This is a genomic window from Tenacibaculum sp. SZ-18 (assembly GCF_002813915.1).
GTDB lineage: Bacteria > Bacteroidota > Bacteroidia > Flavobacteriales > Flavobacteriaceae > Polaribacter.
Map to the genome: position 1 here is coordinate 6,888 of NZ_CP019335.1, position 15,886 is coordinate 22,773.

Consider the following 15,886-nt stretch of genomic DNA (forward strand, 5'->3'; position numbering starts at 1 on the left):
ATGACACCGCAACGGTAACCGAAGACGGTTCAGTTGATATTGATGTAACAAATAATGATAATGATGTACCAAGCGATGGTACTTTAACAGTTACAAGTCCAACAAACGGAACAGTAACAATTGATGATGGAGGAACACCCAATGATCCAAGTGATGATGTCGTGACCTATGTTCCAAATCCAGATTTCAACGGCACTGATACATTTACTTATACGATTTGTGACAATGCAAGTCCTGCAAATTGTTCAACAGCTACCGTAACTGTAACAGTTATTCCTACGCCAGATGCAGTTGATGATATGACTACTACAAATGCTGGGGAAGATGTAGATATTGATATAACGGTAAACGATAATGATATACCAAATGATGGGACTATTGATGTAACTGATCCGAATAATGGAACCGTTTATATTGATGATGGAGGAACACCTAATGATCCAAGTGATGATATTATAACCTACACACCAAATGATGGATTTAATGGAACGGATACTTTTACTTATACAATATGTGATAATTTAATACCTCAAAATTGTACAAGGGCTACAGTAACAATTGTTGTTATATCTACAGATACTTGCTTATCACCTTATAATTTAATGTCTCCAGGTGACGGAAATAATGAGAATCAATACTTTTTTATACCTTGTATCGACAATCCAGAATATTCCAAGAACACGGTTGAAATATTTAATCGATGGGGTAATACAGTTTACAAAATTAGTGGATATAGTAACCTTGACGCTTCAAAAAGGTTTGAAGGAATATCAAATGGTAGAGTCACAATTAACGTAGATAAAAAATTACCAGTTGGAACTTATTATTACATAATTAACCCAGGAAATGGAGAAAGAGCTAAGGCAGGTTGGTTATACATTAACGAATAAAAATAAATCTACTTTCTTATGTTAAAGATGAAAAGAATATTGATTTTACGAAAACTAACAATGTTAGTGATATTTCAGGGGACTTTAGTTTTTTCACAACAAGATCCTCAATATACACAGTATATGTATAATACAATGAGTGTTAACCCCGCGTATGCTGGATCAAATGATCACACCGTAATAACTGCTTTAGGTCGAACTCAGTGGGTTGGATTAGATGGAGCCCCTGATTCTCAAACTTTAAGTTACGATACTCCAATAGGGTATTCTGGTGTAGGACTTGGTTTTAATTTAACTAATGATCAGATAGGTCCATCTAATGAGATATATCTTGATGTTAATGTATCATATACTATTCGAACTGGAAATGAAGGAAATTTAGCTTTTGGTTTAAAACTAGGAGGAAGGCATTTAGCTATTGATTGGAGTAAAGGAACTGCAAGGCAACAGGAACGTATTTTTGAAGGTAATATTAGTGAGTTTTTACCTACAATTGGAGCAGGTATATACTTTTACAAAAGTAATTGGTATATTGGCTTAGCCATTCCCAACTTTATAAGGACAGAACATTATGATGATACAATTGCAACTACGAATTTCGGAGACGGGGATTTGGCCGAAGAAAGATTACACTTTTTCGGAATTGCAGGTTATGTTTTCGATGTTAACGAAACAATTAAGTTCAAACCTGCAACCTTAGTAAAAGTTGTGAATGGAGCACCATTGTCTCTTGATGTATCAGGTAATTTTCTTTTTAATGAAAAGTTTGCCATTGGGGCAGCTTGGAGGTGGAACGACTCAATTAGTGCTTTAGTTGGTCTTCAAGCAACAAGCAACTTAAACATAGGTTTTGCTTATGATTTGACTACGTCAAATTATAATAATTTTAATTCGGGAACATATGAACTGATGTTACGATGGGATATACAAAGAAGTCGAGTGTTAAAATCGCCTAGATTCTTTTAATTTAAATTATAATTTATGAGAAAAGTATTACTATTTTATATATTGGTAATTAGTTTTTCAGGATTTTCACAAAGGAGATATGCAGCAGATCGTTATTTTAAAGAATATGCGTATAAAAAATCTGCAGAACTATACGAGGTTATCTATAATAAGGGTGATAAATCTATGCTTGTATTAAGCAGGTTGGGAGATGCAAATTACTATAATACAAACACTGCTGAGGCGGAGAGATGGTATCGCCTTTTATTTGAAAAATATAAAGAAGAAGTTTCATCTGAATATTTGTTTAGATATGCTCAATCTTTAAAGAGTAATGGTAAGATTGAAGAGTCAGATGAATGGTTGAGGAAGTTAAAAGATGTAAATAAAGGTGATTCAAGGGCAATTGCTCTAGAGAATAATCAAGATTATTTTGTAAAATATTCTAATAAGAAGAAAACCTACATGAGTATTCAAAATTTGAATATTAACACAAAATATTCTGATTTTGGAGGATATATTTATGGCAATGACTTATATTTTGCTTCTACTAAACCAGAAGGGTCTAAATTCGATAAAAAGTTATATAAGTGGAATGAACAACCGTTTTTAAATATTTATAAGGCGGAAGCGGAGCTTAGTAATGATATAGAAAAAGGACTACAAGTAAATGAATCTAAAAAACTACCTTCTTTAAATACACGCTATCACGAATCTAATGCAGTAATTACTTCAGATGGAAAGACGATGTATTTCACACGAGATAACTTCGATGGAGATAAATTGGATGGCGATAAAAATAGAGTAACTCATTTAAAAATCTATAAGGCTACATTAATTAATAATAAATGGGATGATATTGTAGAACTTCCTTTTAATAGTGACGAGTATTCATGTGGTCATCCTGCGTTAAGTGCTGACGAGAAGACATTGTATTTTGTTTCTGATATGTCAGGAGGAATCGGAGCAACTGATATATACAAAGTTTCTATAAATGATAATGGAGGTTACGGCAAAGTTGAGAATCTCGGAAGACCAATAAATACAGAAGGAAGAGAAATGTTTCCTAATATAGATAATGACAATACACTATATTTCGCATCAGATGGACATTTAGGCCTAGGAGCTTTAGATATATTTGAAGCTAAAGTTAATGGAGATGAGTTTACAGAGCCATTAAACCTAGGATCACCAGTAAACAGCCCAAGAGATGATTTTAGTTTCGTGATTAGCGAAGATAAGTCTTTCGGTTATTTTTCGTCAAATAGAAAAGGTGGTAAAGGAGATGATGATATTTATAGTTTTGTAATTTACAAGTGTAAAGAGGAAATTGTAGGAGTTATAACTGATGTTAGCTCAGGACAACCAATTACTGGAGCAACAGTCAGATTAATTGATAAAAATGGAGCACCAATTAATGAAAAGAAAACACTAGTAGATGGTAAGTATCATTTCAAAAATATTGATTGTGAAAGTAATTTTATAGTTATAGCATCTAAGGATAATTATAGAAGTAATCAGAAAGAGGTATTAACACAAGACGTGAATAAAAAACAAAACAAAACTGATTTAGTTTTAGAGTCTTTAATTGTTAAAAATAAGGAAGTTGCGCAGATAGTAATTAATCCAATATATTTTCAATTTGATTTATTCGATATTAGTGAAGATGCAGAATACGAGTTAGAGCATATTGTCTCGGTTATGAAGAATAATCCCGATATGGTAATTAAGATTGAATCGCATACTGATAGCAGAGGAACAAAAGAATATAATAAAATCTTATCGGAAAAAAGAGCTAAATCAACAAGGGATTATATTGTATCAAGAGGAATTGCTCCAGAAAGAATTGAAAGCGCAATTGGTTATGGAGAAGAAAGATTGTTAAATAACTGTAATGATATGAATCAAAGTAAATGTTCTGAGGAGGATCATTCGAAAAATAGAAGATCATACTTTTACATTGTTAATGAAAAATATAAAGATACAATCATAAATAGAGAGAATAAAGATAGCAGTATTGATGAGTTATCTAATGAAAATATTTATGTTGTTTCCCATCCATACGATACATTATTTAGTATTTCTAAACAGTTCGGAATGACGGTAAAGGAATTAAAATTACTCAACAATTTAAAATCAGATATAATTAGAATAGGTCAAAAACTTAAAATTAAGTAAATACAATGACCACCGTTTAAAGTATTCGTAAAAAGTGTCTGTAAAGGCACTTTTTTATTGACTCAAATCGAAGGATTCCAATAAAATATGTAATTTCGCAAATTCAATACTTAGAACGATAAAATGAGTAAGAATTTTACGGAATACAAAGGATTAGACTTACCAAAAGTAGCAGAAGAAATCTTAAATTATTGGGAGGAAAATAACATCTTTGAGAAAAGTGTAACTACACGCGAAGGAAATGAACCATTCGTGTTTTTCGAAGGCCCACCATCTGCAAATGGTTTGCCAGGAATTCATCATGTTATGGCACGTTCTATTAAAGATATTTTTTGTCGATATAAAACACAAAAAGGATATCAAGTTAAGCGTAAAGCAGGTTGGGATACTCACGGATTACCAGTTGAACTTGGTGTTGAAAAAGAATTAGGAATTACAAAAGAGGATATCGGCTCTAAAATTACTGTTGAAGAGTACAACGAAGCTTGTAAAAAAGCAGTAATGCGTTATACTGATATTTGGAATAACCTTACGCATAAAATGGGGTATTGGGTTGATATGAACGATCCATATATCACATACAAATCAAAATACATGGAATCTGTATGGTGGTTGCTAAAACAGATTTATGATAAGGATTTATTATACAAGGGTTATACAATTCAACCATATTCACCTAAAGCAGGTACAGGTTTAAGTTCTCACGAATTAAATCAACCAGGAACGTATCAAGATGTAACAGATACAACAGTTGTCGCTCAGTTCAAAGCTTTAGAAGAAACATTACCAGATTTCCTGCAGAATGAAGGTGATATTCACTTCTTAGCATGGACAACAACTCCTTGGACATTACCAAGTAATACAGCATTAACTGTTGGACCGAAAATAGAGTATGTTTTAGTTGAAACGTATAACCAATATACGTTCAAACCAATTAATGTAGTTTTAGCAAAAAATTTAGTTAATAAGCAATTCGCTGGTAAAAAGTTCAATCAAGTAGAAGAGAAGCCTGAGTTATTATCATATAAAGATGGTGATAAAGTAATTCCATATTTCATCGTTAAAGAATTTGTTGGTGCCGACTTAGTTGGAATAAAATATGAACAATTAATTGATTACGTATTACCATATGAAAATGCAGAAAATGCATTTAGAGTAATTTCTGGTGATTTCGTAACAACAGAAGATGGTACAGGTATCGTACATACAGCTCCAACATTTGGTGCTGATGATGCGTTTGTGTCAAAGCAAGCGGTTCCTGAAATTCCACCTATGTTAGTTTTAGACGAAAATGGAAACCCAGTTCCGCTAGTTGACTTACAGGGTAAATTTAGACCAGAATTAAAAGAATTCGCCGGAAAGTATGTAAAGAATGAATATTACACTGATGGTGAAGCGCCAGAGAAGTCTGTTGATGTTGAATTAGCGATTAAATTAAAAACAGAAAATAAAGCATTTAAGGTTGAAAAGTATGTACACAGTTATCCAAACTGTTGGCGTACAGACAAACCAATTTTATACTATCCATTAGATTCTTGGTTCATCAAAGTAACTGATGTTAAGGATAGAATGTTCGATTTAAATGAAACGATTAACTGGAAACCAAAATCAACTGGTGAAGGTCGTTTTGGAAATTGGTTAAAGAATGCTAACGATTGGAACTTATCTCGTTCTCGTTTCTGGGGAATTCCATTACCTATTTGGAGAACAGAAGACGGAACAGAGCAAGTTTGTATCGGATCTTTAGAAGAGTTAAAAAGAGAAATAGCAAGAGCAGTGAAAGCTGGTGTTATGGATACCGATATTTTTGCCAATTTTGAAGTAGGAAATATGTCCGAAGAAAACTACGAAAAAGTAGATCTTCATAAAAATGTTGTAGATAAAATCATATTAGTGTCGGAATCAGGAAAACCGATGCGTCGTGAAACTGATTTAATTGATGTTTGGTTCGATTCAGGATCAATGCCATATGCACAATGGCACTATCCATTTGAAAACAAGGAATTAGTTGATAACAAAAAGAGCTACCCAGCAAACTTTATAGCAGAAGGAGTAGACCAAACTCGTGGATGGTTCTATACATTACATGCAATTGGTACTATGGTATTCGATTCTGTAGCATATAAAAATGTTGTATCTAATGGTTTAGTATTAGACAAAAACGGACAAAAAATGTCGAAGCGTTTAGGAAATGCAGTTGATCCGTTTACAACGTTAGCAGAATATGGTCCAGATGCTACACGTTGGTATATGATTTCCAATGCAAATCCTTGGGATAACTTAAAATTTGATATTGCAGGTATAGAAGAAGTAAAGCGTAAGTTCTTCGGAACATTATATAATACGTATTCATTCTTCAGTTTATATGCAAACATTGATGGATTTACTTACAGTGAAGCAAATGTTCCATTAGCAGATCGTCCAGAGATTGATCGTTGGATTTTATCTGAGTTAAATACATTAGTTGAAAAGGTTGATAAATTCTATGCAGAGTATGAACCTACAAGAGCTACCAGAGCAATTTCCGATTTTGTACAAGATCATTTAAGTAACTGGTACGTTCGTTTATGTAGAAGACGTTTCTGGAAAGGAGAATATGCTCAGGATAAAATTTCAGCATACCAAACATTATATACATGTATGGAAACTGTTGCAAAATTAGGAGCTCCGGTTGCACCATTCTTTATGGATCGATTATATAAAGATTTAAATGCAGCTACTGGTAAGGAAACTTTTGAAAGTGTTCACTTGGCAGAATTTCCAAAATTTGATGCTTCTGTTGTAGATAAATCATTAGAGCGTAAAATGGAAAACGCACAAACTATTTCTTCATTGGTATTGTCATTAAGAGCTAAAGAAAAAATTAAAGTACGTCAGCCATTACAGAAAATTATGATTCCTGTATTAGATGTTGCTCAAAAAGAAGAGATTAATGCTGTTTCCTCTTTAATAAAATCTGAGGTTAATGTAAAAGAAATTCAGTTATTAGATGATGCTTCTGGAATATTGGTAAAACAAATAAAACCAAATTTTAAAGCGTTAGGTCCAAAATTTGGAAAAGATATGAAATTGGTTGCTTCTGAAATTCAGTCTTTTACCCAAGATCAGATAAATACTGTAGAAAAAGAGGGGCAAATTTCTATAGAAATTAACGGAAAAAGTATTACATTAGGAACAGAAGATGTAGAAATTTCGTCGAAAGATATTGAAGGTTGGCTTGTAGCAAATGCAGATGGAATTACAGTTGCTTTAGATGTTACTATAACTGAAAATTTACGAAAAGAAGGAATCGCAAGAGAATTGGTAAATAGAATTCAAAATGCTCGTAAAGATTCTGGCTTTGAGGTAACAGATAAAATCAAACTTACATTCTTAAACTTTGCAGAGTTACAACAATCGGTTCAAGCGAACGAAAACTACATTAAAACGGAAACATTAACTAATGAATTAGTTTTTGTTGATTCGTTAGAAAGTGGTACAGAAATTGAATTTGATACCATTAAAAGTAGAATGTTAATCGAAAAAGCTAAGTAGTATGGCAGAAGATGTTAAAGTAAGGTATTCAGACTCGGACTTACAAGAGTTTAAAGAGATTATTCAAAAGAAAATCGAAAGGGCTGAAGAAGATTTAGAATTGTTAAAATCATCATATAAAAATGGTGCTGATAATGGTACAGATGATACTTCACCTACATTTAAATCTTTCGAAGACGGCACTGATACCATGGCAAAAGAAGCGAATATGCAATTAGCTATTCGTCAAGAAAAGTTTATTAGAGACCTTAAAAACGCTTTAATTCGCATTGAAAATAAAACATATGGTGTCTGTAGAGTAACAGGTAAACTTATTCAAAAAGAACGTTTAAAATTAGTTCCTCACGCAACATTGAGTATTGAAGCTAAAAGAAAACAATAAAGTAAAGTCGTCTAAAAAGTAATAATTTATAGACGGCTTTTTTGATTTTAGTTTTTAGTTTTTGTTTAGTAAGCTAATTGGTTAGTTTTCTAATGTATTTATTTCTGTCCTGTTTTATATGTTTGTTTTAACCTTTCGAATACATATCACCTCGTATATTTAAAGGTTTTTTTATTTGAAAATAATTATTAACATTACAATAATTAGGTTAGGCAGTGATAAAAAGTTGTCTAGAGAGCATTTAGAGGATCTGATAGGTATTTATGATGCCTTTATTGGTAGATTAATCGTTACAAGATTATACCGTCTGTCTGGATTGCTAATAAAATAGCTACATCCTTAGATGTATCTTAGGGTTTTTTGATAGATCAAAACTCTGTAATTTTGAAAGAAAAAAAATACTTGAACGTGTGACCTATCTGAACATTCTTTTACCCCTGGAGAACAGCAAATTTTTTAGTGTAATTTATATACTTGATTTCAAAGCTAAAAAAAGCATACTTCTAAAAATAACAAAACCACAACATTTCTGCTGTGGCTCTGTCTCTAATATTCTTAAAATCTAACTTTTAATTACTTACTCATAACCACCACATGTAAGGATTCGATCGGCAGTCGTAACATAAAATGGGCAGCGGGACGGCAAGTAGTTGATATAAGAGTCTATTATTGTCTTCATATAAATTTTATTTCTTTAAAAGGATTTTTAAAGAAATACTTTTTATTTTTTATAGTAAAAATGTTTTACCATTAATAATTTTTTCGTTCCATTAATATTGAATTTTTTTGTTACTGTGGGCTGAACCGTTGTATTTTGCAAAGTTCGTTGGACCAACTTTGAACCTTCGAAATTATATTCAATTTGTATTTTATTTCTGTAAGAACCTTTTCCTCCAAATTTACTGCCTCTGTTGTATGCTTCTTCTTCGTCTATGAGATCATGTAAATCACCTCCATAAAATGTGCCATCTGGTGTCATGTAAAGTGACATTTGACCTTTTAAATATTGATATCCGTGTTTTAACTCATGAGCTAAGTCACCTTTGTTATAACCATCAACAAGGTTAACAGTAACAGTATTTCGTGATGTATCATAACCTAAAAAGCCATCTTTATAACTCCCACCACCGACGTCAGTTTTTATATCAAAAATGAGATTTTTTTCAGCTTCCATTTCTCTGAGTTCATCTAGCGTCTTTTCATAAACTGATAAAATAGAATTTTTTTGATCCTTCTTATTCCACTTGGCTTTAAGCCTTTTTATTTTATCTGTTTTACCTTTTGTTTTAAGAGCATTAATTCTGCCATTTCTTCTGTTCTTAATATCTTTTATTTTGTTCTCTACCATGGTCATAAATTTTAGAAAGATATCTTTACCTAAACCAATACTATCACCCTGAATATCGACAAATAACACAGGGTTATTTCCTGCGTAACTATAAGTAGACATATTGTAATATTTTTCAGCAAATCTATCGATTTTATTAAATCTACCAACTGCAGGATCATAATCTCTCCAACCATATGCAAGAGTGTTTTTTTCTAATTCTTCCTCGAGTTCTTTTCCATTATAAGTATAAGAATTATTTTCACTACTGTTAATTGCGTCATTATAGCCTTTATGTTCAAGACCAAATGGATAATAGTTAGATTCTTCTATAATTTCACTTTGATTCACATTTCCGTTATTATCTGTATCTGAATATGTGAGTCTTATATTTCCTAAATGGTCTTTGTATTGGTAAATGTAATCAAATTTCCCTGTATTATTGGGTTCTACATATCCTTCTGCATGATTAAAGAACTTCAATTTTTTAGCCCCTAATCCGCTTTTTTCGTAAATAAAATTACCAGCATAATCGGTAGTAGTTCCGTTTACAACCTTCCTCAATTTAGTTCCAGTAGCATCATAGGTATAATGAATATGTTTACCGCCAATAGTGATTCTTGTAGGTAGATTCAAGTGATTATATAACGTATTAGATGTCATATTTTTATTATAATCCCTTAATAAGTTACCATTAAGATCATAGGTGTATTCAGTTGTATTGTTTGAGCCATTTTTGAATCCGTAGGTAATATTACCTCCCATTTTTTCTTGAACTCTCACTAATCGGTTACTTCTACTGGCATAAGTATATTGTAAATTGTCCATGAGTCCAAAACTTGTTGCACTGCTATTAATATGTCCTTTTCGTTGTAAATCCGTAATGTTTCCATTTTTATCATAACTGACAGAATTAAGACTGTATCGATTATCTTTATCAATGGCGGTTTTGATTCGATTTAGACCGTCATAAGTATACTTGTACCATCTCAAAACATTATCATTTTTGGTTCTCCATCTTGTTTCTGAAATATTACCATTATACAGCCTAGTTCCCGAGTGATTTACCGTATTATAATTCAATTTAAATGCAAATAAGTCATCTCCTAAAAAATTTGTATTATTAATTTCTTTCAACCAACCCCTTATATTATATTTAAAATCGACCGTTTGTAAACGATTTTGAGTGGTCTTTCCACCAATACCTTTACTTTTTAATTGACCTAACTCATCGTAGGCATTTTCTACAATAATCTCTTCTGCTTGATTTCCTATTTTCTGAACCTGTTTTTGCAGCCTTCCGGTGTTATCGTATTCAAATTTATCAGTAATGGTAAGCGTTGATAAGTTATCATCTGATTTTGTATGTTGCGTAGTTGATTCGACAACTTTACCAGTAAAATCGAACTTATTTTTTACAATATCTGTAGTTAATAGAAAATCATTTTTGCTATATTCATAAATAGGTCTCGCTTTGGAGTCAAAAAAAGTTACATTGGTTATCCACTGAGAAGAACCTAATACTTTTATTTTACTTCCTGTGATTAGTCCTTTGGTACGTGTTGTAGAATTAACGCCATAAATATTAGACACGGAAGTACTTGTTCCCGCTCTATTAAACGTATAATTATCATAATAAGTAACCGTAAGTACTTCAATATTGTTGAATGGGAATTGATTATTAGTGTAGTAATGCTGTGCATGAGAACCAAATTCACTTGTTGTCTTATTTTCATATAATTTTTTACTACCCATTCTTGCTAGAGCCGTATCAAAAGTATTCTGCATTTGCTCTTGATTGCGTGCTGTCCCGTGAGTATAAATTCCAGAATAAATCATTCTCCCCAAAATATCAAACTTGGTGAATAACCATTTTTTTTGATTTCTTAAAATCGCATCTTGAGTAAGGACAGGTCTGTCTAGTTTATCGTAAATGATGTATTCCCAACCCTTTCCAGGAATTTTTTTCTCAATCAATCGATTTCTCTTATCATACTTATACTGATAACACAATTCTGAGAGTTCTACGCTATCAGGTTTAGCAGTGTGAGGTTCAGATTTAGGGGGTAATACATAAGTTAAATTCCCATAATCGTCATATACAAAATAGGTGTCAGCTGCAATAGAATTAGTAATATAGGTTCTTTTAAGAATTACCTGTCCTAACTTATTTTTAAATTCCTCTGTCGTTCGAACTTTGTTAGTACCAGTATGATTTTCATCTTTCGTAATCGTTTTCGACAATCTACCTGCAGGATAATATGAAGTACCACCTGTTAGTGTAGGTACATAAGATGCGTTTAGTGATACGCTGTATTTTCTTACTTCATTACTACTATTAGTGCGATAATCAAACTCTATTTCATGATTGCTTCCCATAGCCCAATCAAAGCCAGGTGCTGCTTGTTTTATCACTCGATTTGCAGGAGAGTTTTCAAGGGCTTTTTGTGAAAAAGGATTAGGATTTAGGATGCTCATATCAGAACTATAATTTGAGATATAAAAGTTCTTTGTTTCTTCTGATGCATTTATTTTAAACGCTCCGTTAGTGGTTGAAGACGCATAAGGTAAATATTCTTTTATTTGACGACCATAACTGTCATATTCCGTATGGATAACAATATCCTTTCCCTGTGGGCTTTGTTGGATTGCAATATTTTGTTCAGTTCTTCCTAATCCATCATAGTATACAATATTCTTTAGTGCATCTCTGTTTTGGTTAATTTGCGACATGTTCGTCACGGGTTTCTGTGGAGAAATGGTATAAACATAATTTCTATTTTGGCTTAAGCTTATCGGATTCGAAGTTGAAGATGGATTAATCGTTATTTCTAATGAAGCTGACTGACTTCCACCAAATGTAGTTGCCGTGTAATTTAGAATTCTAGAACCTGGAGTAGTCCACTGAATAGTTATACTCAAAGAGTTCTGGCTAATAATATTAGCACCTAAAACAGCCCAATTCCCACTAAAAATATAATGACCATTTGAATTTACTGTGTAGGTTTTAGTATCATTAACGTTTACAACTGTGTTTCCACTAATACTAACGTTATTTCCATCGGTTGTATTCGTATTGGTTGCGAACGAGTTTATTGTATAACTCATTGCAATAATGATAAAAAATATCTTTTTTATTAAATACTTTTGCATAGTAGTTAGTTTTTAAAATTGTATTCGTTTTTACTTAATATATTTCCCTGATCATCCTTAATATATTCCAATCGATTAAAACCATCATATTCATAATAAATTGATTCTCCTCTAGGGTTTGTCATACTTGAGAGTCCAATGAAAGGTTTGTAGGTATAACTTGTTAATTGAACAGTTGATGAATTGAAGCTATTTCTTAATTGTGTAAGTTTAGTTATTAGTGTATTTTCAGTTGTGTTATTGGTAATGTTATTCGAAGCAGAAATTGCCTGATTAATGTATGAGTACTGCGTTGAAGTGAAAAAAGTGTATCCTTCAATCTTCGCGATTGGATACATATCATTGTAACCCCAAACGTAATAGATTTTTGTTCCATCTTTTCTGCTTACCTCTCTAACCCTTCCTTTGGATGTATAACTATCATAAATAATACGATCTTCAAGTAGGTTATAACCTTTGGAAGTTTGTGATTTTATAGGAACGTAAAATCCTGATTTAGTGCCATACACTGTATTTTGTTCAGAAAGTTTTAATTCCGGATTTAATCCGGATTTTATATATTGCCGACTTCTAAGCGGAACAGCTACTTTATTCTGATCAATTAATGTATTATTATTCAAATCATGAGCATATTGAGTTTTTGAAATTCTACTCACACCATCACTGTCAATAATTCGTTGTTCCTTCAGTAATAACTTTTGAGGATCATATTCATTAAAGGTATTTGTTGTGAAGTTACCACTAGAATGAAATTCTGTATGTTCAGTTTTCGTTAATTTATAAGCCTTTGGATAATCAATAACACTTAATTCGCTGTAGTCAGTAGGATCTCCTTCTATGGTTCCATATCCTCCCCCGAAGCCAGGACCTATATAGCCAGTTCGAATACGAGTTCTTGATACGGCAAAATTATAAGCTTTGAGACTGCTTTGAGCAAATCTTCCAAAGGGAAAAAACTCATCATATGTATTTTCTGTTATGCTTTGTAAGGTATAGGTCGAGCCTGTTTTTTTGAAGATTTCTTCTTTTATTAACTTACCTGACTTCCAGTCTTTGCTCTCTCTTTCAATAAATGGATTCGCAGCAGATTCACCATTTTTAAAAGCACTAAAATATTGTATAATTTTACCATTACTTCCATCATTTTTAATAGTTTCTACACGACTGTATAAAGCTGGTGAACCTTGGTAGCTGGTGAAGTTTTGCATACTGTGTGCTGATCTGTATGTTTTAATTCCATGATATAACGGTGGTGCTTGTTCATAAATAATATTATACTTGAAAATTGCTGGGGCTCCCAGTAACTTGCCGCTGCTTTTTCCATCTTCTTCAACATACTCATAATTGGTCGTAGTGCAATTTCCAATCTCAGCACAATCTTTGGTTCGGGCAACGCGAATTCCACCAACAAATTTATCCTCATTGGGTCTGTCTTCAAAGGTAATGGTATAATGAATTCTTGCCAATTTTCCTTGTGGTGCCCTAACCGATCCTCGAATATGAATTTTACCATCATCCGTATATTCGGTTTGGTTGTCAACTTTTCGACGAATAGTAGGACATGTGTTTCCAGGTTCAGGATTACAAAAATACTCTTCTCCGTATACCGCCTCGTTAATGTTAATATTAAGATAATTACATGCACCACCTGTGGTTTGTATGTTTATGTTAGATTCAGCTCCAAACATATTTGTGGCAGATCCATTCCCTACTTCGGCATATGCATATACCTTTACAATTTGATTAGCTGGAATCTGAATAATAGTGTCAATATCCTTTCCTTGGATATTTCCAATCAATTGTCCTGTAATAGATTTGTTATGACTGAACGAGCAAGAACCATTGCTATTACCAGCAGTACTTTCAATGGTATTCTGTTCATAGGTGATTTCAGTGGTTCCTTTTGTTGGATGATAAATTTTCTTTAATGCTCCCATAACAGTTTTACTAAAATCAATTTCCTTATTACCATTTAACAAATTAACATTACCTTTACCGTTGTAAAATCCCCAAAAATCTTGCTTTCTGTAATCAATATATGTTGGGAAAGAGTGATATTCAAAATCATAATATGAAAGTCTTTGAATTCCACTTACTCGCTCAATTGAGTTTAGAGTCTTTAATTTTTTGTTAGGGTTACTATAGCCTAAATCATACTGCAAGACCTTTTTGTTCCCATTCCACACAGAAACCGTATTGAGTGCACTAGTCTTAACTTGATTGTCTGTTGCAGTGGTAATGTCAAATCGAATCTCACCATTAGGGAACTTAATTTTTTTTAAGGGCGTATTGCGTATCGTTCTTAGATCTTGTCCAAAATCGTAGGTAGGTCCAATTCCAAATCCTGTCACCTCTGTTTCAGTATAAACTTTTTTGACATAAGCTATTGTTGGATGGTACTCAAAATCAATCTCTCCTTGATTATTAGGGAGCTTAATTTTGGTTAATAAATAGCTTACTGGAATATCAATTTCACCATCATCATATACGGTATAAGCTCCATATTCTTTCTGCTCGAATAAAAAAGTAACACCTCGTTCATCAATAACTTTTATACCATTAGCAGTGTTTTGTACTATGTAATTTCTATGGTTTAGAAAAACGATTTCATCGTTTACATTGTACACATAACTTCCTGACAAACTACCTGCGTTAATAAAATATTTATCTTGTTGTCCGTCAAACGCTTTGGTATGAATGTTCTCGTAAATACTAGCCAATTCATTTTCAGGATAGTTCGAAGTTGAATAATCCCACTCTAGATAAGGAATGATATAGTTTTGTTTATAGAGTTTAGAACCTCCTCTTTCATCGGGCAGACCACGAACTTGTCTTGTAATTCTTCCTGTTGCCATTAAATCCCATCCAAGACCTGTCATAGGTGGGTCTTGTTCTACCACAAGGCCGTTGTAATTATACGACAGGGAAATCGGCCATTGAAAACCATTTACATCTATAGTATATAACGGAATACTATAGTTAATCTTACCTGTCGCTAAATTTACTGGAATTTCCCCGTACTTTCCTAAACTGGCTGCTTGTGGTGATACAGGAGTAATCTGAGGAAGTTCTTGTGCTGAGATATTGTAAGTTAGTACATACAAAACAATTGAAAAAATAGTTTTTTTCATAAAATTTCAGTTTGAAAATTTAAATTGATTAATGATACTCGAAATGTAAAAGAGTTTTATGAAAAGTATTATTTGTACCTGTGAAATGTTCTAAAATGCCACTTAATTAGATCAAACGACAAATTCTTAAAATTTATCCCATTGCAGTAGGGATAAATTTTAGGAATTTGGGATAAAATTTACTCGTCAAAAATCAAGATTTTATATTGCTAGTAAAATGAGCTAGATTTTAAAGTATAGACTTTTGATAAGATATTTTATTTAAGTACATGCTTAAATTGTAACTGGTGTTCTATTTGTCTAATAACATAAACGTTGCAATCTCTACAGTGAAGTTTATGTTACA

At 32.4% G+C, this 15,886-nt stretch carries 7 protein-coding genes; 5 read left to right on the forward strand and 2 right to left on the reverse strand.

The window, feature by feature from the left end:
- From BTO06_RS18645 to BTO06_RS00035, 5 genes are all read left to right on the forward strand, one after another.
- Positions 1 to 890: Ig-like domain-containing protein (locus tag BTO06_RS18645; protein WP_198517113.1), on the forward strand; the 890-nt coding region annotated here is incomplete at its 5' end.
- A 27-nt stretch (positions 891 to 917) separates the two neighbouring features.
- Positions 918 to 1,856: a PorP/SprF family type IX secretion system membrane protein gene (locus BTO06_RS00020; protein WP_198517114.1), complete on the forward strand. Its 939-nt coding sequence runs from the start codon at positions 918 to 920 to the stop codon at positions 1,854 to 1,856.
- A 15-nt stretch (positions 1,857 to 1,871) separates the two neighbouring features.
- The gene (locus tag BTO06_RS00025; protein WP_100923346.1) at positions 1,872 to 4,013 is read left to right on the forward strand and encodes an OmpA family protein; all 2,142 of its coding nucleotides are present in this window, start codon (positions 1,872 to 1,874) and stop codon (positions 4,011 to 4,013) included.
- Between the two features lie 123 nt (positions 4,014 to 4,136).
- Positions 4,137 to 7,547 carry an isoleucine--tRNA ligase gene (ileS, locus tag BTO06_RS00030; protein WP_100923347.1) on the forward strand — a complete coding sequence of 1,137 codons (3,411 nt, stop codon included), beginning with the start codon at positions 4,137 to 4,139 and terminating at the stop codon, positions 7,545 to 7,547.
- A 1-nt stretch (position 7,548) separates the two neighbouring features.
- On the forward strand, positions 7,549 to 7,929 hold the full coding sequence (locus BTO06_RS00035; RefSeq protein ID WP_100923348.1) for a TraR/DksA family transcriptional regulator: 381 nt from the start codon (positions 7,549 to 7,551) through the stop codon (positions 7,927 to 7,929).
- Between the two features lie 721 nt (positions 7,930 to 8,650).
- Here the strand turns inward: BTO06_RS00035 and BTO06_RS00040 are convergent.
- Entirely contained in the window at positions 8,651 to 12,409 is a 3,759-nt protein-coding gene (locus BTO06_RS00040; RefSeq protein WP_100923349.1) for a DUF6443 domain-containing protein, read from the reverse strand.
- A gap of 5 nt (positions 12,410 to 12,414) precedes the next feature.
- Positions 12,415 to 15,540, reverse strand: a complete 3,126-nt coding sequence (locus BTO06_RS00045; RefSeq protein WP_100923350.1) for a hypothetical protein — start codon at positions 15,538 to 15,540, stop codon at positions 12,415 to 12,417.
- Positions 15,541 to 15,886 lie beyond the last annotated feature (346 nt).

Bases quoted from the DNA above. Each gene is read 5' to 3' on its own strand.
- BTO06_RS00025 (WP_100923346.1), top strand. From the start codon at position 1,872: ATGAGAAAAGTATTACTATTTTATATATTGGTAATTAGTTTTTCAGGA.
- BTO06_RS00045 (WP_100923350.1), bottom strand. From the start codon at position 15,540: ATGAAAAAAACTATTTTTTCAATTGTTTTGTATGTACTAACTTACAAT.
- BTO06_RS00035 (WP_100923348.1), top strand. From the start codon at position 7,549: ATGGCAGAAGATGTTAAAGTAAGGTATTCAGACTCGGACTTACAAGAG.
- BTO06_RS00020 (WP_198517114.1), top strand. From the start codon at position 918: ATGAAAAGAATATTGATTTTACGAAAACTAACAATGTTAGTGATATTT.
- BTO06_RS00040 (WP_100923349.1), bottom strand. From the start codon at position 12,409: ATGCAAAAGTATTTAATAAAAAAGATATTTTTTATCATTATTGCAATG.
- ileS (WP_100923347.1), top strand. From the start codon at position 4,137: ATGAGTAAGAATTTTACGGAATACAAAGGATTAGACTTACCAAAAGTA.